Origin of the sequence: Accumulibacter sp. (assembly GCF_023806625.1) — a bacterium.
Lineage (GTDB): Bacteria > Pseudomonadota > Gammaproteobacteria > Burkholderiales > Rhodocyclaceae > Accumulibacter.
In genome coordinates this window covers 1-20,684 of sequence record NZ_JAMTDX010000041.1, presented here as the reverse complement: position 1 = coordinate 20,684, position 20,684 = coordinate 1, and the positions used below count along the sequence as shown (strand labels likewise).

General features: G+C 65.2%; 18 protein-coding genes. 4 read left to right on the top strand and 14 right to left on the bottom strand.

Features of this window, described 5'->3' with window-relative positions; genetic code table 11:
* Positions 1-51: 51 nt before the first annotated feature.
* Genes purH through dusB form a run of 3 tightly spaced genes read right to left on the bottom strand, consistent with a single transcriptional unit; the run spans position 52 to position 2,946 of the window.
* On the bottom strand, positions 52-1,617 hold the full coding sequence (gene purH / locus NFW05_RS07020; protein ID WP_295304206.1) for a bifunctional phosphoribosylaminoimidazolecarboxamide formyltransferase/IMP cyclohydrolase: 1,566 nt from the start codon (positions 1,615-1,617) through the stop codon (positions 52-54).
* 49 nt (positions 1,618-1,666) lie between these two features.
* A complete protein-coding gene (locus tag NFW05_RS07015) occupies positions 1,667-1,918 on the bottom strand; it encodes a helix-turn-helix domain-containing protein (RefSeq protein WP_295304204.1) in 252 nt (83 codons plus the stop codon).
* Entirely contained in the window at positions 1,915-2,946 is a 1,032-nt protein-coding gene (gene dusB, locus NFW05_RS07010; protein WP_295304200.1) for a tRNA dihydrouridine synthase DusB, read from the bottom strand. The genes NFW05_RS07015 and dusB overlap by 4 nt, the downstream gene beginning before the upstream one ends.
* A gap of 304 nt (positions 2,947-3,250) precedes the next feature.
* On the opposite strand from dusB, the gene NFW05_RS07005 reads away from it, so the two are divergent.
* The 3 genes from NFW05_RS07005 (at position 3,251) to NFW05_RS06995 (ending at position 9,660) form a co-directional block, all read left to right on the top strand.
* On the top strand, positions 3,251-4,111 hold the full coding sequence (locus NFW05_RS07005) for a formylglycine-generating enzyme family protein (RefSeq protein WP_295304197.1): 861 nt from the start codon (positions 3,251-3,253) through the stop codon (positions 4,109-4,111).
* 238 nt (positions 4,112-4,349) lie between these two features.
* A complete protein-coding gene (locus tag NFW05_RS07000; RefSeq protein ID WP_295304193.1) occupies positions 4,350-8,957 on the top strand; it encodes an EAL domain-containing protein in 4,608 nt (1,535 codons plus the stop codon).
* A gap of 4 nt (positions 8,958-8,961) precedes the next feature.
* Positions 8,962-9,660 (top strand): hypothetical protein, encoded by a 699-nt coding sequence (locus NFW05_RS06995; protein ID WP_295304190.1) that lies wholly within the window; start codon positions 8,962-8,964, stop codon positions 9,658-9,660.
* Positions 9,661-9,804: 144 nt separating this feature from the next.
* On the opposite strand, the gene NFW05_RS06990 is transcribed toward NFW05_RS06995, so the two are convergent.
* Positions 9,805-10,332 (bottom strand): low molecular weight protein-tyrosine-phosphatase, encoded by a 528-nt coding sequence (locus NFW05_RS06990; protein WP_295304187.1) that lies wholly within the window; start codon positions 10,330-10,332, stop codon positions 9,805-9,807.
* Positions 10,333-10,552: 220 nt separating this feature from the next.
* On the opposite strand from NFW05_RS06990, the gene NFW05_RS06985 reads away from it, so the two are divergent.
* Complete coding sequence (locus NFW05_RS06985; RefSeq protein ID WP_295304185.1) at positions 10,553-10,957, top strand: hypothetical protein; 405 nt, start codon at positions 10,553-10,555, stop codon at positions 10,955-10,957.
* A gap of 99 nt (positions 10,958-11,056) precedes the next feature.
* Here the strand turns inward: NFW05_RS06985 and der are convergent, their stop codons facing one another.
* The 10 genes from der to NFW05_RS06935 form a co-directional block, all read right to left on the bottom strand.
* Positions 11,057-12,493: a ribosome biogenesis GTPase Der gene (der, locus tag NFW05_RS06980; protein WP_295304182.1), complete on the bottom strand. Its 1,437-nt coding sequence runs from the start codon at positions 12,491-12,493 to the stop codon at positions 11,057-11,059.
* Positions 12,490-13,635 carry an outer membrane protein assembly factor BamB gene (gene bamB / locus NFW05_RS06975; protein WP_295304179.1) on the bottom strand — a complete coding sequence of 382 codons (1,146 nt, stop codon included), beginning with the start codon at positions 13,633-13,635 and terminating at the stop codon, positions 12,490-12,492. The genes der and bamB overlap by 4 nt, the downstream gene beginning before the upstream one ends.
* A complete protein-coding gene (locus tag NFW05_RS06970; RefSeq protein WP_295304176.1) occupies positions 13,635-14,324 on the bottom strand; it encodes a tetratricopeptide repeat protein in 690 nt (229 codons plus the stop codon). The genes bamB and NFW05_RS06970 overlap by 1 nt, the downstream gene beginning before the upstream one ends.
* Complete coding sequence (hisS, locus tag NFW05_RS06965) at positions 14,324-15,619, bottom strand: histidine--tRNA ligase (RefSeq protein ID WP_295304174.1); 1,296 nt, start codon at positions 15,617-15,619, stop codon at positions 14,324-14,326. The genes NFW05_RS06970 and hisS overlap by 1 nt, the downstream gene beginning before the upstream one ends.
* Entirely contained in the window at positions 15,616-16,848 is a 1,233-nt protein-coding gene (gene ispG / locus NFW05_RS06960; protein WP_295304171.1) for a flavodoxin-dependent (E)-4-hydroxy-3-methylbut-2-enyl-diphosphate synthase, read from the bottom strand. Before ispG ends, hisS begins: the two co-directional genes overlap by 4 nt.
* A gap of 37 nt (positions 16,849-16,885) precedes the next feature.
* On the bottom strand, positions 16,886-17,746 hold the full coding sequence (locus tag NFW05_RS06955) for a RodZ domain-containing protein (protein WP_295304169.1): 861 nt from the start codon (positions 17,744-17,746) through the stop codon (positions 16,886-16,888).
* 71 nt (positions 17,747-17,817) lie between these two features.
* On the bottom strand, positions 17,818-18,621 hold the full coding sequence (pilW, locus tag NFW05_RS06950) for a type IV pilus biogenesis/stability protein PilW (RefSeq protein WP_295304166.1): 804 nt from the start codon (positions 18,619-18,621) through the stop codon (positions 17,818-17,820).
* Entirely contained in the window at positions 18,618-19,736 is a 1,119-nt protein-coding gene (rlmN, locus tag NFW05_RS06945; protein ID WP_295304163.1) for a 23S rRNA (adenine(2503)-C(2))-methyltransferase RlmN, read from the bottom strand. Before rlmN ends, pilW begins: the two co-directional genes overlap by 4 nt.
* Before the next feature lie 13 nt (positions 19,737-19,749).
* On the bottom strand, positions 19,750-20,178 hold the full coding sequence (gene ndk, locus NFW05_RS06940) for a nucleoside-diphosphate kinase (protein ID WP_295304161.1): 429 nt from the start codon (positions 20,176-20,178) through the stop codon (positions 19,750-19,752).
* A gap of 175 nt (positions 20,179-20,353) precedes the next feature.
* The coding region (locus NFW05_RS06935; RefSeq protein ID WP_295304158.1) for a TRAP transporter large permease subunit at positions 20,354-20,684 on the bottom strand (331 nt) is incomplete at its 5' end.

Sequence of the window (20,684 nt, the reverse complement as noted above, 5' to 3'; positions counted from 1 at the left end):
GACGACCGCATGACCCGGACGGTAGCGCGGGCCGCGCCGGGCAGCAGGAGGTCAATGGCGGAAGTGGCGGGCACCGGTAAACACCATGGCCAGACCATGCTCGTCAGCCGCCTGGACGACCTCGTCGTCGCGGACCGACCCTCCCGGCTGAATCACGGCCTGGGCGCCCGATTCGGCGATCACGTCGATGCCGTCGCGAAACGGGAAGAAGGCGTCGGAAGCCACACACGCGCCAGCCAGTTCGAGACCCGCGCTGCGTGCCTTGCTGACCGCAATTCGTGTCGAATCGACGCGGCTCATCTGACCGGCGCCAACACCGAGCGTCATGCCGTTCCCGCAAAAGACGATGGCGTTGGACTTGACGAACTTCGCCACCCGATAGGCGAAGAGCAGGTCGGCGATCTGTGCATCGGTCGGCGCGATCCGGGTCACCACGCGCAGGTCGGCAGGACCGACGTTGAAGCGATCCGGCGTCTGAACGAGCAGCCCACCACCGACGCGCTTGAACTCGAGATCATGGTAGACGCGGGCCAGCGGCAACTCGAGCACGCGAAGGTTCTGCTTGCCGGCGAGAAGCTCCCTCGCCGTGTCGGTAAACGCCGGGGCGAGCAGGACCTCGACGAAATGCCTGCGCGCGTTCATCGCGGCGACCACCTCCTCGCCAACCGGACCATTGAAGGCGATGATGCCGCCGAACGCCGAAGTCGAGTCGGTCGCGAAAGCCTTTTCGTAGGCCAAGACCAAACTGGCGTCCACCGCCACACCACAGGGATTGGCGTGCTTGATGATCACACAGGCTGGCGAGTCGAAAGTCTTCACGCACTCCCAGGCCGCATCCGCGTCGGCAATGTTGTTGTACGAGAGTTCCTTGCCCTGCAGCTGACGACAGTTGGCAATCGACCCCGGCACTGGCGTCAGGTCGCGGTAGAAAGCAGCCTGCTGATGCGGATTCTCCCCGTAACGCAGCGTATCGAGGCGATCGAACGCGAGATGCAGATGCCCCGGAAAGGTCTGCGGCTGGTTGCCCTCATCGAGCGAGGTCAGCCAGTTGGCGATTGCCGAGTCATAGCGTGCCGTATGCACGAAGGCCTTTCTTGCCAGGGCAAAGCGCGTAGCCAGGCTCAGCGCGCCATCGCTGGCAGCCATCTCGGCAAGCACCGGCGAATAATCATCCGGGTCGGTGAGCACCGCGACTCCGGCATAGTTCTTCGCTGCCGAGCGAACCATCGCCGGGCCACCGATGTCGATATTCTCGATCGCTTCGTCAAGGCTGACCCCGGCCCGGGCGACGGTTTCCTGGAAGGGGTACAGGTTGACGCAGATCAGGTCGATCGTCGGGATGTCGTGGGCGGCCAGTGTCTCCCTGTGCTCGGGCAGATCGCGCCGCGCGAGAATCCCGGCGTGCACTTTCGGATGAAGCGTCTTGACCCGCCCGTCGAGCATCTCCGGGAAGCCCGTGTAGTCGCTGACTTCAGTAACCGGCAGACCGGCGTCACGGAGCATTCGGGCGGTCCCGCCGGTGGACAGCAGCCTCACACCGTGAGCCAGCAGCCCCCCGGCAAATTCCAGTGCACCACTCTTGTTCGAAAGACTGATCAGGGCTTGGCGAATCTTCATCGACGTCCAGAAAAACAGGGTTGCGGAGAGCGCACCGACGCCTGCCGACTCACGGGAACAGACCGTGGTCGAGCAGCTTCTTGCGCAGCGTGTTGCGATTGATTCCGAGGATCGCCGCGGCCAGCGTCTGATTCCCCTGGGCCTGCCTGAGAACGACTTCGAGCATCGGGCGTTCGACGCTGCGCATCACCATCTGATAGACAGCCACCGGCTTCTCGCCGTCGAGGCGATGAAAGTAGTTTTCCAGTGCCTTGCCGACACACCCGGCAATGTCATCCTCGCCGAGGTGATCGGGCTTCATGCAGCGAGTTCCTCGAACTGCTCGGCCGGAACGCCGGAAACTGGCAGTTGACCCCCATCTTCCGCCAGCGCCGAGAAAAAGTCCCGGACCGCCTGCCGCTGATCGCCCGCGGTAAGCAGCTGATTCATCCGCGAGCGAAACGACGCCGACCCGGGCAATCCCCTCGTATACCAGGAAACGTGCTTCCGCGCCACACGGACCCCGGCGTCGAGCCCGTAGAAGGCATAAAGGTCCTCGAGATGGGCGAGCAGGATGGCGCTGATTTCACTCACCGGCGGCGCTGGCAGATGCTCACCGGTGTTCAGGAAATGCTCGATCTCCCGGAACAGCCACGGGCGACCCTGGGCAGCGCGGCCGATCATCAGCGCATCCGCGCCGGTCGACTCGAGAACCGCTTTCGCTTTGGCCGGTGAGTCGATATCGCCGTTGGCGATCACCGGGATCCGGGCCACGGCCTTGATCGAGCGTATCGTATCGTATTCGGCCTGACCCCTGAAACCACAGGCGCGCGTCCGGCCGTGCACCGCGAGTGCCCTGACGCCGGACTGCTCGGCGATCTTCAGGATGCGCAGGGCATTGCGCTGCTGCGCATCCCAGCCCGTGCGGATCTTGAGTGTCACCGGCGTGTCCGGAACGGCGGCGGTCACCGCCTCGAGAATCCGGCCGACGAGCGGCTCGTCCCTGAGGAGTGCCGATCCGGCCATGACGTTGCATACCTTCTTTGCCGGACAACCCATGTTGATGTCGATGATCTGTGCTCCCCGATCGACGTTGTAGCGCGCCGCATCAGCCATCATCAACGGACTCGCACCGGCGATCTGCACCGCGATTGGCGCGACTTCACCCTCGTGATCGGCACGACGACGCGTCTTCACACTCCCGTAAAGCAGCGAATTCGAGGTCACCATCTCGGACACGGCCAAGCCGGCCCCCATGCGCTTGCACAACTGTCTGAACGGCCGGTCGGTCACCCCGGCCATCGGCGCGACGAAGAGCTGGTTGCGAAGCGAAAACCCGAGGAATTCCATGAGCTTCAGGCATCTGGCGAGGGGCAGCAGGGATGGCATTCTACCCCGTTTGCCGCGTCAGAGACAGACGGTTCAGGCGAGAGGCCGGCGATCGAGCCTTTGACGCGGGCAGGCGACCACCTTCCCGTCCGGGGCGCGCACGGGTAGACTGACGGGCGATCTTCAGCGCGCCTCCGCTCAGCGGAAAGGGGGGCGACGACCCGGCGGAAGATGGTCCTGCCGCCGGTCCCTGCGGTCAGCCAACCATCGGGGCCAATCGCCGGGAACTCGCCTCTACGGGGATGCGCCTACTCAAGGAGCAAAGATGCTGGACCCTAGCCCTGCCCCGCCCCGAAGCGCTCGCCGTGAGCCGAAGCCAGTGCCGTGGACCAGCGGCCCGATTGAAGACACCTTCGGTACTTCATGCGCCCTCGCGGTGGGTGGCGCGCAGCAGGTCTTCCGCTGGATCCCGCCGGGGAAGTTCCTGATGGGCTCACCAACCAGCGAGGCATTGCGAGGAAGCTCGGAGACCCTGCACGAGGTGAGTCTGAGCCGTGGCTTCTGGCTCGCCGACACGGCCTGCACCCAGGCTTTCTGGCTGGCCGTCTGGCCGGTCAATCCCAGCCATTTTCAGGATGACCCGCGCAAACCGGTCGAAAATGTCGCCTGGCACGATGCCCAGCGGTTCATCGATGAACTCAACCGGCGGTTCCCCGGGCTTCATGCGCGGCTGCCGAGCGAGGCCGAATGGGAATACGCCTGCCGCGCGGGAACCCGAACGCCCTTCTGCTTTGGCGAACGGGTGACGACCGATCAGGTGAATTACCACGGCGACTACCCTTACCCGGGCGCCGAGAAGGGGCTGTTTCGCGGGCAACCGTGCCCGGTGGCCTCTCTGCCGGCCAACCCCTGGGGACTGTACGAGATGCACGGCAACGTCTGGGAATGGTGCGCCGACTGGTACTCCGACTATCCGACGACACCCCAGACCAATCCCCAGGGACCGTCTTCGGGCAAGATGCGGGTGCTGCGCGGCGGCACATGGAGCGACCCGGCGCGCTACGCCCGGTCGGCCAACAGGAGCCGCATCGAGCCGGCGTACCGACCGCGGAGCACGGGTTTCCGCCTCGCCCTGGGCAGCATCGAGACGCCGAGAGGGCTGGCACCGTGGCCGCCGAACGTCTGAGCGCGGGCGAGCGACCCCTGCAAGTAGCGACAACCGGGCGCCGGACGGCTCCCCGCCGAGCCGCCGGAAGCATCACGCGACTCCCCGTTCCAGGCGGGCGATCGATGCACACCTGCCGGCAGCGGAGCATGTCGGCATCCACCCCCCGGGAACCCGGCGGCCAGACCGCCGGTCAACGTGACGTTTTCCTGTCGCCGCCTGCGGCCCCGACGAGTTCGGAGAAAAGGAAGCGATGAGCATGGCCAGCGAAGAACAACCAAGAAGAAGGCGTTCGAGTCCACGCAAGCAACCTGACGGCTTCCGCACTGCAGGAACAGAGACGCCCACGACCCGCGACGATGAACGCCCGTTCATCGTCGGAATCGGTGCGTCGGCTGGCGGCCTCGAAGCCCTGAGCCTGCTGCTGCCGAGCCTGCCGAAGAACCTCGGGCTCAGCTACGTCGTCGTTCAGCACCTCTCGCCGACCTACCGCAGCATGATGTCCCAACTGCTCGGCCGGGAAACGACGATGCCGGTCAGGGACATCGAGGACGGCATGCTACCCGAGCCGAACACCGTGTACATCACTCCGCCGAACCGCAATCTGACGCTGCTCGATGGCCATTTCCGGCTCGTCGAGCCGGCGCGCGAGTCGATGCCCAAGCCTTCGGTCAATCGTTTCTTTGCGTCACTCGCCGAGGATGTCGGGGAGTCGACCATCGGCATCATCCTCTCGGGCACTGGTTCCGACGGGGCTGCCGGAATTCACGCGATCAAGGCGGCCGGTGGCTTCACCTTCTCCCAGGATCCCGACACCGCCAAGTACAGCGGAATGCCCCAGTCGGCGATCGACACCGGCAGTGTCGACTGGATTCTGCCGCCGGAGAACATGGGCGCCGAGATCAGCCTGATCGTGCTCAACCGCGGTCTGATCCCGGTCGCGACGCAGGCGGCCAGCGCCCCGGCGACGCTGAAGACGCTGCTGGGCAAGGTGCGCGCGAGGACCAAGGTGGACTTCTCGCAGTACAAGGAGCCGACGCTGTGGCGGCGCATCGAGCGACGGATGGCCGCGAACCACGTCAGCACGCTCCAGGACTACCTGCAGGTCGTCGACGCGACGCCAGTCGAACTCGACAAGCTGTGCAAGGACATTCTGATCTCGGTCACCGCATTCTTTCGCGACACTGATGCTTTCGCCCGACTCGACAAGGTGATCGGCGAAATCGTCGCGACCAAGCAGCCCGGAGACGACATCCGGGTCTGGGTCGCCGGGTGCGCGACCGGCGAGGAAGCCTACTCGCTGGCCATCCTCTTTGCCGAACGGCTCGGCGCGGCCTTCGACCAGTATCGCCTGCAGATCTTCGCCACCGACATCGATCTCGACGCGATGGCCCTCGCCAGACGCGGCGTCTTCGCGCCGTCGAGCGTGGCGCACATGGACCGCAACCGCATTCGCGCCCATTTCACGCTGCATGGCGACCGCTACGAGATCAACAAGAACCTGCGCGACGCAGTGATCTTCGCTCGCCAGGATCTGGTCCAGGATCCGCCTTTCCTGCGCCTCGACCTGATCAGCTGCCGCAACGTCCTGATCTACTTTCAGGGCGACCTGCAGGCGCGGCTGCTCTCGGTCTTCCATTACGCGCTGAACCCCGGAGCCTACCTGTTCCTCGGCAAGTCGGAGGGCATTTTCCAGCAGGAAGGGCTGTTCAGCGTCGTCGACAAGGAGGCCCGACTCTACCGGCGACACGGCAGCAGTGCGCGCCTTCCGCTACCCCGCGCCGAGATCCAGCTCCCGGCGGCTGGCCTCAACCAGCACCTCAGACAGGGCAAGCCGACGACGCCCCTGGGCTTCGAGAACATCCTGCTCGAAGCCGCCGGACGGCACTTCATACCGACAAGCATCCTGATCAACGGCAAGTTCGAGATCAGGCACATTCACGGCGACGCCGGCCGCCTGCTCAACGTTTCACCGGGACGACCGGCTTTCGACCTGATCTCGCTGATCCGCCGCGAATTGCGTACCGAGGTCCAGGTCCTGATGCGCCAGACCCAGGTCAAGCAGGCCGTCGCGGTCGGCCGCCCGAGACACATCAAGGCGCTCGACCCCAACCGTGGCGTACGCCTTTCGGTTCATCCGGTGTCCGATTCCGGCCCCGAGGCACTGTTCATGGTGTGCATCGAGTGGCTGCCACCGCCAACGGGAAGGAGCCCGGGAGAGGAGAGCGTCAGCATCGACGCCAAGGAACTCGAGGACGAACTCGCCGCGACGCGCGAGCACCTGCAGACGCTGGTCGAGGAACTCGAGACTTCGAACGAGGAAATGCAGGCCCTCAACGAAGAGATTCAGGCGTCGAACGAGGAGATGCAGGCGTCGAACGAGGAGCTCGAGGCGTCGAACGAAGAACTGCAGTCGACCAACGAGGAACTCGCGACGGTCAACGAAGAATTGCAGATCAAGACCGCCGAGACACAGGAACTGAACAGCGAGCTCGAGTGCATCCAGAACAGCGTTGACTACCCACTGTTGGTACTCGACCCGAAGGGCTCGCTGCAGCGCTTCAACAGCACGGCGGCGCGCCTTTTCAAGCTCGCCCCGGTGCATGTCGGCCGGCACCTCCGCGATTTGCCGCTACCCGGCGACATTCCCGACCTGCTGCCTGACATCGCGCAGGTGATCGAGAGCCAGACGGCTCTCGACCGTCAGATCGTCAACGCCAACCGCCGCCACTACGTGCTGCATATTGCACCGTTGCTGCGCGAAGCTCAGCGGATCGGCGGCGTGATCCTGCTCTTCGCCGACAACACCAACCTGTACGAGATCGAGCGTTCGGCGCGCGAAACGCAGGTCCGCCTGCTCGCGGTGATGAACAACTCGGTTTCGCTGATGGCCGTCAAGGATGCTTCGGGCCGCTACCAGTTCACCAACCCGAAGTTCGAGCAGACACTCGGTTTCGGCGCCGGCGCAGCGATCGGGAAAACCGATATCCAGCTCTTTCCCGCGGCGATCGCAGAAATGTTTCGCGACAGCGAGTTCGAAGCGATCAAGCTGCGCCAGGCGATCGAGCGCGAGGAAACGTTGCCGCTGCCCGACGGCCCCCGCCATTTCCTCGTCGTCCGCTTCCCGCTCGTCGACGAGGACGGCGCGATCACCGGCCTGTGCTTCCAGGCGACCGACATCACCGCCCGCAAGCTGGCTGAAGACCAGCTGAGACTGGCGGCCCTGGTCTTCGAGCGTTCCTCGGAAGGCGTGATGGTCACCGACCCGGAGCAGCGGATATTGACCGTGAACGACGCCTTCTCCGGGCTGACCGGCTACCGCCGCGACGAAGTCGTCGGCAAGAAGCCCGGCATCCTCCGCTCGGGGCGCACGCCGCCGGAGTTCTATGCCGAAATGTGGGACCACGTCAATCGCTACGGCGTCTGGCGCGGAGAAATCTGGAACCGGCGCAAGGACGGTGAGGAATACCTCGAATGGCTGTCGATCAACACGGTCAGGGACGCCAGCGGCAAGATCCTCAACTACGTGGGCATGTTCAATGACATCACCGAGGCCCGCGAATCGCAGCAGCGCATCGAGTACCTCGCCACCCACGACGAGCTGACCGGCCTGCCCAATCGTGCATTGTTCAACGACCGCCTGCAACTGGCCCTGGCGCGGGCGGAACGCAGCCACCAGAGCGCGGGGGTGGTGTTCATCGATCTCGACAACTTCAAGGTGATCAACGACACCCTCGGTCATGACATCGGTGACAAGCTGCTCAGGCAGGCGGCGAGGCGTCTGCTCGAGTGCGTCCGCTCCGAAGATACGGTCGCCAGACTCGGCGGCGACGAATTCGTCGTTCTGCTCGAGAGTGCCGATCGCCACGACGCGACGTTGACCGCCGAGCGCCTGCTTGGCGCACTCTCGGCGAGCTACCGTTTCGACGAGCACGAGTGTTTCATCAGCGCGAGCATCGGGCTGAGCATGTTCCCGGAGGATGCCGCCGACGCGACGACTCTGATGCGCAACGCCGATTCGGCGATGTACCGCGCGAAAGACCACGGCAAGAACGCTTTCCGCTTCTTTACCGCCGACCTCGCCAGCCAGGCGACCCGACGCCTGGCGCTGGAAACCGGCCTGCGCAGGGCGATCGACAACAGCGAACTGTTCGTCCAGTATCAGCCGCAGGTGCGCCTCGACGATCATCGCCTCGTCGGCGCCGAGGCGCTGGTCCGCTGGCGATGCAGCGGTGAGCTCGTCGAGCCGACGGTCTTCATTCCGGTCGCCGAGCAGAGCAAACTGATCGTGGCGATCGACGAATGGGTGCTCGGCGAGGCTTGCCGGCAAATCGTCGATTGGGACAGCCAGGGCCTGCCGGCGATGCGCATCAGCGTCAATATTTCAGCGCGACATTTCCGGAAGGATGGCATGGCGGCCGACCTGATGCGCATCGTCAGCGACCATGGCGTCGCGCCACATCGCCTCTGCGTGGAGATCACCGAGGGCGTGCTGATGGATTTCGACCGGGCCCAGCGGATGCTCTCCGATCTCGTCGACTTCGGCCTGCTGATAAGCATCGACGACTTCGGTACGGGCTTTTCGTCGCTCTCGTACCTCAAACGCTTCCCGATCCATGAGCTGAAGATCGCCCGCAGCTTCGTCGATGGCATCTCGGTCAACAGTGACGACCGGGCGATCGGCTCAGCGATCATTGCCCTGGCCCGTCACCTCGGGATGAGCGTCGTCGCCGAGGGTGTCGAGATCGCCGACCAGCACGCCGAGCTCGACGCATCGGGCTGTCACGGCGGCCAGGGTTATCTCTACGCCCCGCCGTTGTCGCCCGATGACTTCGTCAAATGGCTGAACGGGCGGCAGACGGCCTGAAGGGGTGAAGGAATTCGTCCCTCCCGGCGCTCGTCCGCGCACGACGCTGGATCACTCGCCAACGACCGAGCAGCTCAGCTATACGCTCGATGGCGCCGACCGGATCATCGCCGTTGCTGGCGACTGGGACCGCTTCGCGCTGGCCAACGGCGGCGAGGCGATCGTCGGAAGGCGGATCATCGATCGTCCGCTCGACGAGTTCATCACCGGTGACATCACTCGCATGTTCGTGCGCACGATGCTGATGTCGGCGCGGACGATGCAGCGCCGAATCCAGCGCCTGTATCGCTGCGACTCGCCCGAGGTTCGCCGGTTCATGGAGATGACCATCCTTCCGGGCGACGGTGGCCAGGTCAAGGTCGTGCACCGACTAATCCGCAGCGAAGTCTGTCGCTACCCTCTGCGAGTGACCGCGGCACCCGCGCGCTCTTTGGCGCCGCGGATCAAGCGCTGCAGCGTCTGCAACCGCATCCGTCTCGGACAGACCTGGCAGGAAATCGACGAAGCCGTCAGCCGGGGCCGACTTCCGCAGGCGATGTCGCCCGTATTGACCGTGGTCTTCGGCGTCTGCCCGGAATGCCTCGAGCAGCGGGGCCTCTGCCTTCAGGGTGCAACATCCGGCAAATGGGTCGGGCCAAGCGAAGTCGCCGCAGAGCGGTCCTCCCGGACGGCCAGCGACCCGGGATCATGGCGAGTCCGGTGATCGGCGGCTCGGAGGTTGTGAATAAGTCTGCCGCACGACCGATCTGCGCTGTTGCTCGCTCGTTCTATCCATCTGATATGTCTCGTCGTTCTCTCACTCGCGCCGGGCATCCCGGCCTGCTCGCGACGATTTCTTCACAACCTCTCAGCAGTCGTCTGCCGGACCAGGGCGATCGTCGTCCTGGTCGCCTGCCGACTCGTTGATCAGGCGCTGCTCGATGCTCTCGAGCAGGCCGCTGGCCGCGTCCTCGATCATGTCGAGGACCAGATCGAAGCCATGCCCCAGACCGTAGTAGGGATCGGGCACCTCGTCGTCGTCGAAGTTCTTCGAGTAACTCATCAGCAACCCGAGGCGATCGCGCTTTTCCGCCGGACAGATCCGCTTCAGGACATCGAGGTTGTTTTGGTCCATGGCCAGGATCATGTCGAAATAATCGAGGTCCTGCGCGGCCACCTTGCGGGCACGCATGTTCGAGAGGTCGTAGTTGCGCGCTGCCGCGGCCCGCTGCGTCCGCTGGTCCGGCGCCTCGCCCGCGTGGTACCCGTGCGTCCCGGCCGAATCGACCTCGACCTTGTCCTCGAGGCGCCTCTCCTGAAGGAAGTGACGGAACACGCCCTCTGCCGTTGGCGATCGACAGATGTTGCCCATGCACACGAACAGTACCTTGATCACCTCTCGTCTTCCCGATACAGTCGATGCCCCCGCCATCCTTCGCGAAGCCCACCCGCCGGCCAGCCAGGTGTCCGCACGCACTGCCGGGCAGGACCGCCGGATGGTGCGGCCGAGGTCCTCATGATCCGTCCAAATGCTCCTCGATGCAACCCGCAGAGCCATGGTTTCTGGGATAATCGGCGCATCGCAGCCGGCGATTGAACACTAAGGAGAGAGATCCATGAGCATTCTCGACAAGGCCAGGGAAGCGGCCAGCGCAGCCGTAGACAAGACCATCGAAGTCGCCAGTTCGGCGGTTGAGGTCGCCGAGGGAGCCGGAGCGAAAGCCCGCGACCTCGTCCTCGAAGCCGGTAGCGCAGTCGCCGAAGGCGTCAGCCAGACCGCCGGGAAGGCGATCGAACTGGCTAGCGAGGCCGTCGAAACCACCCGGCAGCTGGGCTCGGCCGTGGCCGAAGAAGCGACGGCCGCCTTCGAGAAATCGATCGCTGCGCTGACCAGCGTCGGCGAATCTCTGACCGGCGAAACAGCCGAGAGGACCGAGACCCCGCCGGCAGCAAGCAGCGAAACCGACGGCCCGGAGACCGTCGCTCAGGAAAGCAGCGCCCAGGGTACCGAAAAGGGCTGATCGGCCACTCCACCGGTCCGCCCGCTGGGCCTCCACGACAGCTCGGGCGGACCCGCCCTCTCGGCGACGGTCTGTCGGGCACGGGCGCAAAGCGCCACTTCAGGTCTGCGAAGAACGGCCCTTCGGCCGTCGACCGGTTCCGACAAGGACACTGGTTGCCGATGCGGGGGCTGTTGCTGAGACCTTTCGCCGATGCCGTCCGGCGTCGGCGGTCGCGCTGGCGGCGAAGGGATTGCTCGCCGTCCTGAACTCGATGTTCAGCGGAGTCCCCTGGAGTCTGAAGACCTCGCGGAAACTGTGCTCGAGGTAACGGCGATACGAGTCGGGGACCTTGTCGAGCGCATTGCCATGAATGACGATCACCGGTGGGTTCCGGCCACCCTGGTGCGCGTAGCGCAATTTGGGGCGGAACTGGCCGCAGCGCGGAGGTGCCTGCCTGGTGACCGCGTCGATCAGGACCCGCGTCAGCCGCGGCGTCGCCAGGTCGGCGGTGGCCGCGCCAAAGGCTGCGTCGACCGAACGCATCAGTGAGTCGAGTCCCTGTCCCCTGAGCGCCGAAACATAGTGGAAGCGGGCGAAGTCCACGAAGCCGAGGCGCCGCTCGACGTGGCTGACCACCTGTGCGCGACGATAGGCATCCAGGCCATCGCACTTGTTGACCGCGACGACCAGCGCCCGGCCCGACTCACGAATGAACGCGGCGATGTGCGCGTCCTGATCGGAAATGTCCTGACAGGCGTCGACAACCAGAACGACCACCTGAGCCTCCTCGATCGCCTGGAGCGTCTTGATCACCGAGAACTTCTCGATCGCCTCGACGACCCGCCCACGCCGGCGCAGGCCGGCCGTGTCGATCAGCGTGTACTTGCGCCCCGCGCGCTCGAAATCGACATGAATCGCATCGCGCGTCGTACCCGGCTGATCGAAAACGATCAGCCGCTCCTCGCCGAGCAGCGCGTTGACCATCGTGCTCTTGCCGACGTTCGGCCGACCGGCGATGGCCACGCGGATCGAGTCCCCGCGTTCCTGCTCATCAGCAAGCGCGGGGAACGGTTCGAGGACCAGTTCGACGAGTTCGCGCACCCCCTCGCCATGTGCGGCCGAGATGGCCAGCGGCTGACCGAGGCCGAGTTCGTGGAAATCCGCGACGGCCTGCGCCCGGTCGAGGCCCTCGCATTTGTTGACCGCGACGACCACCGGCTGGCGCGATCGGCGCAAGCGGTCAGCCACCTCGCGATCGAGCGCGGTCACTCCGCTCCGGCCATCGACGACGAGAATCACGACGTCGGCCTCGTCGATGGCCTGTTCGGCCTGACGCGCCATCTCATGGAGGATCCCGTCTCTGGCCTGCGGTTCGAAGCCACCGGTATCGATCACCAGGTATGGTTTGCTGCCGAGCTTTCCCTGACCGTAATGGCGGTCGCGCGTGAGTCCCGGAACGTCGGCGACGAGGGCATCGCGCGTCTTGGTCAGGCGATTGAAAAGCGTAGACTTGCCGACATTGGGGCGCCCGACGAGGACGACGCCCGGCTTCATGGCATTGCGAACGCCTGGACTCGCCCGTCGGTCGTCTGCACGACGAGATCGATCCCCAGGCGCTGCAGTGGCGCCCGTACGGCGCTCCCATCCGTGCTCACGCGGGCGACGAAAGACCCGTCGTCACGGCTCAGCAAATGAACGACACCGCGCACGTCGGCAACGGCGACCAGGCTGCGTATCGGCAACGGCGAAGTCAGCCGGCGCATGAACAGCCTGTCCTGCTTCCAGACCGTCGCGCCGCTGGCCTTGTCGAGCGCGTGCACGGTGCCCTTGTCGTCGGAGATGTAGACGTAGCGACTGTCGATCGACAGACCGGCCGAACTCGAGATGTCCCGCGACCAGAGCAGGTTGCCGGTCCCGAGATCGAAGCACGAGGCACGGCCCTGAAACGCAGCCGCGCAGATCGTCCGCCCATCGATCACCGGCACGCTGGTCACGTCGGCGACACGGTCGAGCTCGGTCGCACCCTTGGGGAGCGCGACCGTGCCCTCCCAGAGCGGAGCGCCGCTGTCTGCGCTGACCGCGATCAGCTTGCCACCGGGAAAGCCGGCAAATACGTAGCGTTCGACGATTACCGGCGGCGCGGTGGTGCGCAAGGAAAGCGGCGGATTCGGTCTCTGATAGACCCATTTGCGCTTGCCGGTCAACGGATCATAGGCGGAAAGGCGATGATCCCCGCTGCGCACGACCACCAGATCGGCACCGACCGCCGGCGGCGCGACGATCTCGCTGCTCGCCCTGGCCTGCCACAGCGGACTACCGTCGGCTGCCGAAAAGGCCAGTACGTCGCCCTTCGCCGAACCAACGACGACCATTCGCTCGTTCGCGCCGACGCCTCCTGACAGCGCCTGCTCGCCACGGACTCGCCAGGCCGGACTGCCGTCGTCGAGACGAGCGATCGTCCCGTCGCGAGCCGCCACGTAAATGGCACTGCCGACGACGGCGGGGACGAAGGTGTAGTCACCAGCCTTGCCAACGGACTCCGACCATAGAACCCGCACATCGACCGCCTGCTGGATCGGTTGGAGCTCGGCCATCTTCGGCCCACTGCTACGGGAGAAGGGGTTCAGCGCGTCGAGTGTCGAGCATCCGGAGAGCAGCGCGATGCCGAGCGAAGTGAAAAGCACTGGACGCTTCATCAGCCGGCTTCTCCGAGGGCTTCGAGTTTAAGCTGCAGGACTTCGCGGTAGGCGGCGCTCGCCTGCGGGTCCGGCGGGCTGCTCTGTCCCTTGCCGGCTGCCCCCTTGTCGCTGGTCTCAAGCCGCGCCAGCGCAGAGCGGTACGCCGCGCGCGCCTCGCTCGTCTTGCCCTGCGCAGCAAGGATGTCGCCGCGAGCGTCGTCGAAGCGCGTTTGAAAGGCGGCGCCCGGCGCGGCCTCGATCTGCTTCAGCGCCTCGTCGTAGGCCTTCTCGTCGATCAGCAGAGCGGCCAGCCGCAGGCGAGCAATGTCGCGCAACTCGTCCTTGCCATGTTCGACGACCCAGGCGAGTTGCAGACGGGCAGTTCGTGCATCGCCCGCGTCGTGCAGGCTCCTCGCCGCACTGAGCGCCCCGAGCGGCGCGTAGGTGGTCGAGCCGAACTTCTCGATCAGCTCACCGCTGGCTGTCCTGATCCGCTGGCCATCGTTTTCACGCAGAGCCGTCTGCAGGACGCCGTAGAGGGCGGAGGCCTGCGCGGCCTGACTGCGCTGGTACCAGTTCCATCCCTGCCACGCAGCCACACCGATGGCCGCCGCAGTGATCAGGCCAGTGACCAGATTGCCATACTGCTTCCACCACGCCTTCAGTTCGGCGATCTGTTCCTGCTCTTCGAGGTCGTAGGTAGCCATCAGGCGTCCTCCCAATCGGCTGTCAGACTGATGATCCGGTCGGCCACGTCGTCGGCAGTGATCCGCTGCTGCCCGACACGGTCGTCCGCCGCGCGCAGCGGCTTCAGGGTGACCTCGCCGGCTGCCGCCTCGTCGTCGCCGATGATCACCGCGAAAGCCGCGCCCGACACGTCAGCCCTCTTCATCTGTGATTTGAAACTGCCACCGCCACAGTTGTAGAGGACGTCGATACCCCGGTCGCGAAGGGTCTCGGCAACGCCGACGGCCAAGCGCGAGGCGAGTGCGCCCTGATGGACCAGGTAGACATCGACCGCCTCCGCGCGTGTTTCACCGCCGGCTTCGCGGATCAGTGCGATCAGGCGCTCGACACCCATCGCGAACCCGCAGGCCGGGGTTGGGCGACCGCCAAGCTGTTCGACGAGGCCGTCGTAACGCCCGCCTGCGCAGACCGTCCCCTGCGCACCAAGACGGTCTGTCTGCCACTCGTAAACCGTCAGATTGTAGTAGTCGAGTCCGCGCACGAGCCGGGGATTGACCGAGAACGGCTGGCCAGCGTCGCGCAGGACCTGCTGGACGCCCTCGAAATGAGCCATCGACTGCTCACCGAGATGGTCGATCAGCCGAGGTGCCCCGGCAATCAGGTCCTGCAGCGCCGGATTCTTGCTGTCCAGAACGCGTAACGGATTCGTGTACAGGCGCCGTCGCGCGTCTTCGTCGAGCAGTTCGGCGTGCTCCTCGAGATAGCTGACCAGCTCGGCGCGATGACGCGCGCGTTCGCCGGGCTCGCCAAGCGTATTGATCTCCAGGGTGATCCCTGCGAGGCCGAGGTCGCCCCACAGGCGCGCGCCCATCAGAATCTGCTCGCCATCGACGTCCGGGCCCGGAAAGCCGAAAGCCTCGACGCCGACCTGATGGAACTGCCTGTAGCGTCCTTTCTGTGGCCGCTCGTGCCGGAACATCTGGCCGATGTAGTACAGCCTCTGTGCCTGGTGAGCAGCCAGGCTGTGCTGGATGACTGCACGCACACAGCCAGCCGTGCCTTCGGGCCGCAGCGTCAGCGACTCGCCGTTGAGGCTGTCGACGAAGGAGTACATCTCCTTTTCGACGATGTCGGTGACTTCGCCGATCGCGCGCCTGAACAGCGGCGTCGGCTCGACGACCGGCAGCCGGATTGGACGGTACCCGTAGCTTGCCAGCCACGAGCGGACGGTTTCCTCGAACATGTCCCAGAACTCGGCTTCGTCCGGAAGAATGTCGTTCATCCCGCGCACGGACTGGATCTTCGGCGCGCTCATCGGCCGGTACGCTTCCGCTGATAGGTCCGCTGCACATAGGCGTCGACGATCGCGGTGAACTCGTCGGCGATGCCCTTCCCGCGCAGCGTCACCGTCTTCACACCGTCTTCGAACACCGGGGCGACTGGCGCCTCGCCGGTTCCCGGCAGGCTGATGCCGATGTTCGCATGCTTGCTCTCGCCCGGCCCATTGACCACACAACCCATCACCGCGACGGTCATGTTCTCGACACCATCGTAGTCGGTCCGCCAACTGGTCATTCGTTCGCGCACATACTCCTGGATCGACTGGGCGAGTTCCTGGAAGAAGCTGCTCGTCGTCCGGCCGCAGCCTGGACAGGCGACGACCAGCGGCGCAAAGGCGCGCAGGCCCATCGTCTGGAGCATTTCCTGGGCAACGATCACTTCCTGGGTCCTCGATCCCCCGGGCTCCGGGGTCAGCGAAACGCGGATCGTGTCGCCGATGCCTTCCTGGAGGAGCACGGCCATCGCCGCAGTCGACGCGACGATTCCCTTCGAGCCCATTCCCGCCTCGGTGAGTCCGAGATGGAGAGGGTAGTCACAACGCCTGGCCAGCTCGCGGTAGATGGCGATCAGATCCTGGACGCCCGACACCTTGCAGGACAACACGATCCGGTCGCCAGCCAGGCCAATTTCCTCGGCCCGGGCAGCTGACTCGAGTGCTGAAACGACCAGCGCCTCGCGGAGGACTTCGCCGGCCTCGCGCGGCTCGGGCCGACGGGCGTTGGCATCCATCATCCGGGCCAGAAGGTCCTGGTCGAGGCTTCCCCAGTTCACCCCGATGCGTACCGGCTTGTCGTAGCGGCAGGCGGTCTCGATCATCTGTACGAACTGCTCGTCGCGCTTCCGCCCGTGGCCGACGTTGCCCGGGTTGATCCTGTACTTGGCCAGAGCCCGCGCGCATCCCGGGTACTCGGCCAGCAGGCGATGACCGTTGTAGTGGAAATCCCCGATCAGCGGGACTTCGACGCCCATCCGTGCCAGCCGTTCGCAGATCGGGACCACCGCGGCAGCGGCTTCGGGGGTGTTGACGGTGATCCGCACGAGTTCCGATCCCGCGCGCGCGAGTTCGGCGCACTGCACAGCCGTACGCACGACGTCCACCGTGTCCGTGTTGGTCATCGATTGCACGACGATCGGCGAGTCTCCCCCGATCAGCAGTTGGCCGACGCGCACCGTCCGGGTGCGTCGCCGGACAATTCCAGCCATTGCCTGGCTCATCGCTCGCCCGTTCTCTCGCCGACGATCATTCGAGGGTCAACCGCGCGACGTCGTCCTTGCTGCGTGACGCGAGGTCGACGACTCTGCCCTGATACTCCAGGGTCACCTGCCCGGCGTTGCCGACGACGAGCGCGAAAGGCGGCTGCCCGGCAATCTCGCGCTGACTGCCACCCGAATTCAGCCCCGAGAGAAGAAGTTCCCCGCGCCCGTCGCGTATCTCGACCCACGCGGGCTGCCTGAAGCTGAACTTGAGAACGCGCGCAGCACCGGCGGAGTCGGCCGGACCAGCAGCGCGAGCTCCGTTCGCTGCATCCGAGAGGACTACCGGGTTGGGCGTCGCGAGTACGGTGACCGACGCTCCTGCACCCGTTGCTGCCCCCGGTACGGACTCGACCGGCGGCGAAGCAACCGGCTCGGCGATCGTCGGTGAGCTTCGGCTGCCGACCAGCGTCGCCCACTTGTCGTGCCAGTAGTCGTGAGGTACGAAGTAATACGCGGCGAGTGCGGCGACCAGCACCGCCAGTCCGGCAAAGATGGCCAGGTAATCCCGACGTTCGACGCGACGGCCATTCGATGAGGGGAGGCTGGCACTGGTTCCGGCCGAGACTTCGAGAATGGCGGTCTGCTGAAGCTGCTGAGCGTCGAGCCCGCGCATCAGCAGGTCGATGTCGAGATTCAGCAGACGGGCGTAGTTGCGCACGAAGCCGCGAATCATCGTCGTGCCCGGCAGAGCCGCCCAGTCCTCGCTCTCGATCGCCATCACCTGCCGCGGCCCGAGCTTGAGCGCCTGAGCCGCTTCGGCGACGCTCATGTTCCTCGCCTCGCGAGCCTGGCGCAACATCGCGCCCACACCGCCGGCGATCGTCGGTTGGTCGTCAGTCGTCAAACGAGGAGCCGCATCGCTGATTCGCTCGGACATTCCCGGCCCGCCCAGCGGCGGGTGCGCCGACTCTTCGCTCACTGGAAGTGACCTCCCAGCAACTCCTGCGTTTCCGGAGCCAGCGGATACTGCCGGCGCAGCTGATTCGCATAGCGCGCCTCACCCTTGCGGTCGCCCAACTGGCGCTCGACGCGGACCATCAGCCACAGTGCTTCGGCACTCGGCTCGGCTCGGCGAAAGATTTCGCCGAGCTGCTGCCGTGCGAGGTCGTAATGCCCAAGCTGGTAATTGATCGTCGCCAGTTGCAACTGCCCCTGCAGATTGTCCGGAGCGATGCGCAGGCTGTGCTGGACGTACTCTTCGGCCTTGACCAGGTCACCCAGACGCGTATAGCAAGCCCCGGCGTTGAGATACGCTTTCTCGGGCGTCTCATAGAGGGGGTTCTTGATCGCCCGCTGGAAGTAGGGCAGCCCTTCCTGCTCCCTGCCGATCTGACACAGGAACCACCCGTAGTTGTTGTTGATCTCCGGGTCGTTGGCGTCGATCCTCAGTGCCCGCTGAAAGTCCTGATCGGCGGTGGCGATCTCACGCACATAGTAGCCGGCGACTCCGCGAGTCGAGTAGGCCTTCGCGTAGTCGGGATCGATGGCGATGGCAATGGTCAGTTCTTCGAGCGCCACCGCGAGGTTCTTGTTGCTGAGATACATCGCTCCGAGTTCGGTGTGCAGCTTGGCACGCGTCCGTGCGTCGCGAGGCTTGGGCGGCGCGACCGCCTCCGGTTGCGCCTCGGCAGTCCTCGACTTCGCGGACGACGAGAACATTCCCGACGAGCAGCCGGCCAGGCAGGCACAGGCCAGCGCTGCGAGGACCAGGCGCCTCATCGGAAAGCCTCCTGTCGATCCGGCCCGCGCGCCAGGTGCAGTCGTGTGGTGCGCCGGCTGCGATCCAGGACCCGGCCAGCGAGCTGGCCGCAGGCGGCATCGATGTCGTCGCCTCTCGTCTTCCGCGTCGTGGTCACGACGCCGGCCTCGAGCAGTACGTCGGCAAAGCGACGGATGCGCAGCGCCGAAGACCTCCGGTAAGCGCTCCCGGGAAAAGGATTGAAGGGAATCAGGTTGAACTTGCAGGGCACCTGACGGGTCAGCGCCAGCAGTTCGTGCGCCTGAGCGAGCGAATCATTGATCCCGTCGAGCATCACGTATTCGAAAGTCACGTAGTCGCGCGGCGCCCGTTCCAGATAGCGACGGCAGGCTTCGAGAAGCACCCGCAGCGGGTACTTGCGATTGATCGGAACCAGTTGATCGCGCAGCTGGTCGTCGGGAGCATGCAGCGAGACCGCCAGCGCCACCGGGCACTCATCGCGCAGACGATCGATCGCCGGAACGAGACCGGCCGTCGATACCGTAACCCGCCGCCGTGACAGGCCGTAGGCATGATCGTCGAGCAGCAGCCGCAACGCCGCCAGGACATTGTCGAGGTTGGCCAGCGGTTCGCCCATGCCCATCAGCACGACGTTGCTGATCAGGCGTTCGGCCGGCGAGTCCGCCTGAAAGGGCCCGCTCAGAGCGCGCCGGACCTGCCACAACTGGCCGACGATCTCCGCGACGCCGAGGTTGCGATTGAAACCCTGCCTGCCGGTCGAGCAGAAAGAACAGGCGAGCGCACAGCCGGCCTGCGTCGAGACGCACAGCGTGCCGCGATCGTCCTCGGGGATGAACACGGCCTCGACGGCGTTTCCCCCGCCGACGTCGAAAAGGAACTTGCGCGTGCCGTCTTCCGACAGCCGATCGGAGATTACCGGCGGGGCGGCGATCGTCGCCGTCGCTCCGAGGTTCTCCCGGAGGGTCCGGGCGATGTCGGTCATCGCCGCGAAGTCGTTCTGCCCGAGCCGATGCACCCAGCGCAACAGCTGGCGCGCGCGATACGGCTTCTCACCGTGGCCGGCGAGCCAGTCGGTCAGCGCCTGGGCGTCGAGGTCGAGCAGATTCACGCGCATCGGCGTCGCGGAATCAGCGCCCCGAATAGACGTTCATTTCCGGGAAAAAGAAGGCCACTTCGACCTTCGCCGTTTCCGGGCCGTCCGAGCCGTGCACTGCGTTGGCGTCGATCGACTCGGCAAAATCCGCGCGGATCGTTCCCGGTTCGGCCTTCCTCGGGTCAGTGGCCCCCATCAGCTCGCGGTTCCTGGCAATCGCGTTCTCGCCTTCGAGGACCTGGATCATCACCGGACCGGAAATCATGAACGAGACCAGATCGTTGAAGAAGGGGCGCTGCTTGTGCACGGCATAGAACGCGCCGGCCTCCTGGGGCGACAGCCAGGCCATCTTCGCGGCGATCACCTTGAGGCCGTTGGATTCGAAACGGGAATAGATCTTGCCGATGACGTTCTTGGCGACGGCATCGGGCTTGATGATGGACAGGGTACGTTCGCTGGGCATGGCTCACTCTCCGCAATCGGGGGCAGGGAAAAAGGATGAGAAATCATATTGCTAGGCGGACAACCGGTGATTATACCAAGAGTCGCAGGCGAATGCCCCGCGGCACGCAAAATGAAGCGCGGGGTGCCGGCAGAACCGGCCCCCCGCCCCATTCCGCCGGAGGTCCCAGAAACCGCTACATCATGCCGAGCGTCTTCGGTAGCCAGGTCGACATGATCGGCACGTAAGTGACGGCGACCAGGAAGACCAGCATCGAGAGCAGCCACGGCCAGACCGCGACGGTCAGCTCGGTGATCCCCATCTTGGTGATTCCCGACGAGACGTAGAGGTTCAGACCGACCGGCGGATGGCACATGCCGACCTCCATGTTGACGGTCATCAGAATCCCGAAGTGCACCGGATCGATGCCCAGCTTGATCGCCACGGGAAAGAGGATCGGTGCGAAGATCAGGACGATCGACGACGGCTCCATGAAGTTGCCGGCGAGCAGCAGGATGATGTTCACC

Coding starts and splice junctions, on each gene's coding strand:
- purH (WP_295304206.1), bottom strand. CDS start 1,617: ATGAAGATTCGCCAAGCCCTGATCAGTCTTTCGAACAAGAGTGGTGCA.
- NFW05_RS07015 (WP_295304204.1), bottom strand. CDS start 1,918: ATGAAGCCCGATCACCTCGGCGAGGATGACATTGCCGGGTGTGTCGGC.
- dusB (WP_295304200.1), bottom strand. CDS start 2,946: ATGGAATTCCTCGGGTTTTCGCTTCGCAACCAGCTCTTCGTCGCGCCG.
- NFW05_RS07005 (WP_295304197.1), top strand. CDS start 3,251: ATGCTGGACCCTAGCCCTGCCCCGCCCCGAAGCGCTCGCCGTGAGCCG.
- NFW05_RS07000 (WP_295304193.1), top strand. CDS start 4,350: ATGGCCAGCGAAGAACAACCAAGAAGAAGGCGTTCGAGTCCACGCAAG.
- NFW05_RS06985 (WP_295304185.1), top strand. CDS start 10,553: ATGAGCATTCTCGACAAGGCCAGGGAAGCGGCCAGCGCAGCCGTAGAC.
- der (WP_295304182.1), bottom strand. CDS start 12,493: ATGAAGCCGGGCGTCGTCCTCGTCGGGCGCCCCAATGTCGGCAAGTCT.
- bamB (WP_295304179.1), bottom strand. CDS start 13,635: ATGAAGCGTCCAGTGCTTTTCACTTCGCTCGGCATCGCGCTGCTCTCC.
- NFW05_RS06970 (WP_295304176.1), bottom strand. CDS start 14,324: ATGGCTACCTACGACCTCGAAGAGCAGGAACAGATCGCCGAACTGAAG.
- hisS (WP_295304174.1), bottom strand. CDS start 15,619: ATGAGCGCGCCGAAGATCCAGTCCGTGCGCGGGATGAACGACATTCTT.
- ispG (WP_295304171.1), bottom strand. CDS start 16,848: ATGGCTGGAATTGTCCGGCGACGCACCCGGACGGTGCGCGTCGGCCAA.
- pilW (WP_295304166.1), bottom strand. CDS start 18,621: ATGAGGCGCCTGGTCCTCGCAGCGCTGGCCTGTGCCTGCCTGGCCGGC.
- rlmN (WP_295304163.1), bottom strand. CDS start 19,736: ATGCGCGTGAATCTGCTCGACCTCGACGCCCAGGCGCTGACCGACTGG.
- ndk (WP_295304161.1), bottom strand. CDS start 20,178: ATGCCCAGCGAACGTACCCTGTCCATCATCAAGCCCGATGCCGTCGCC.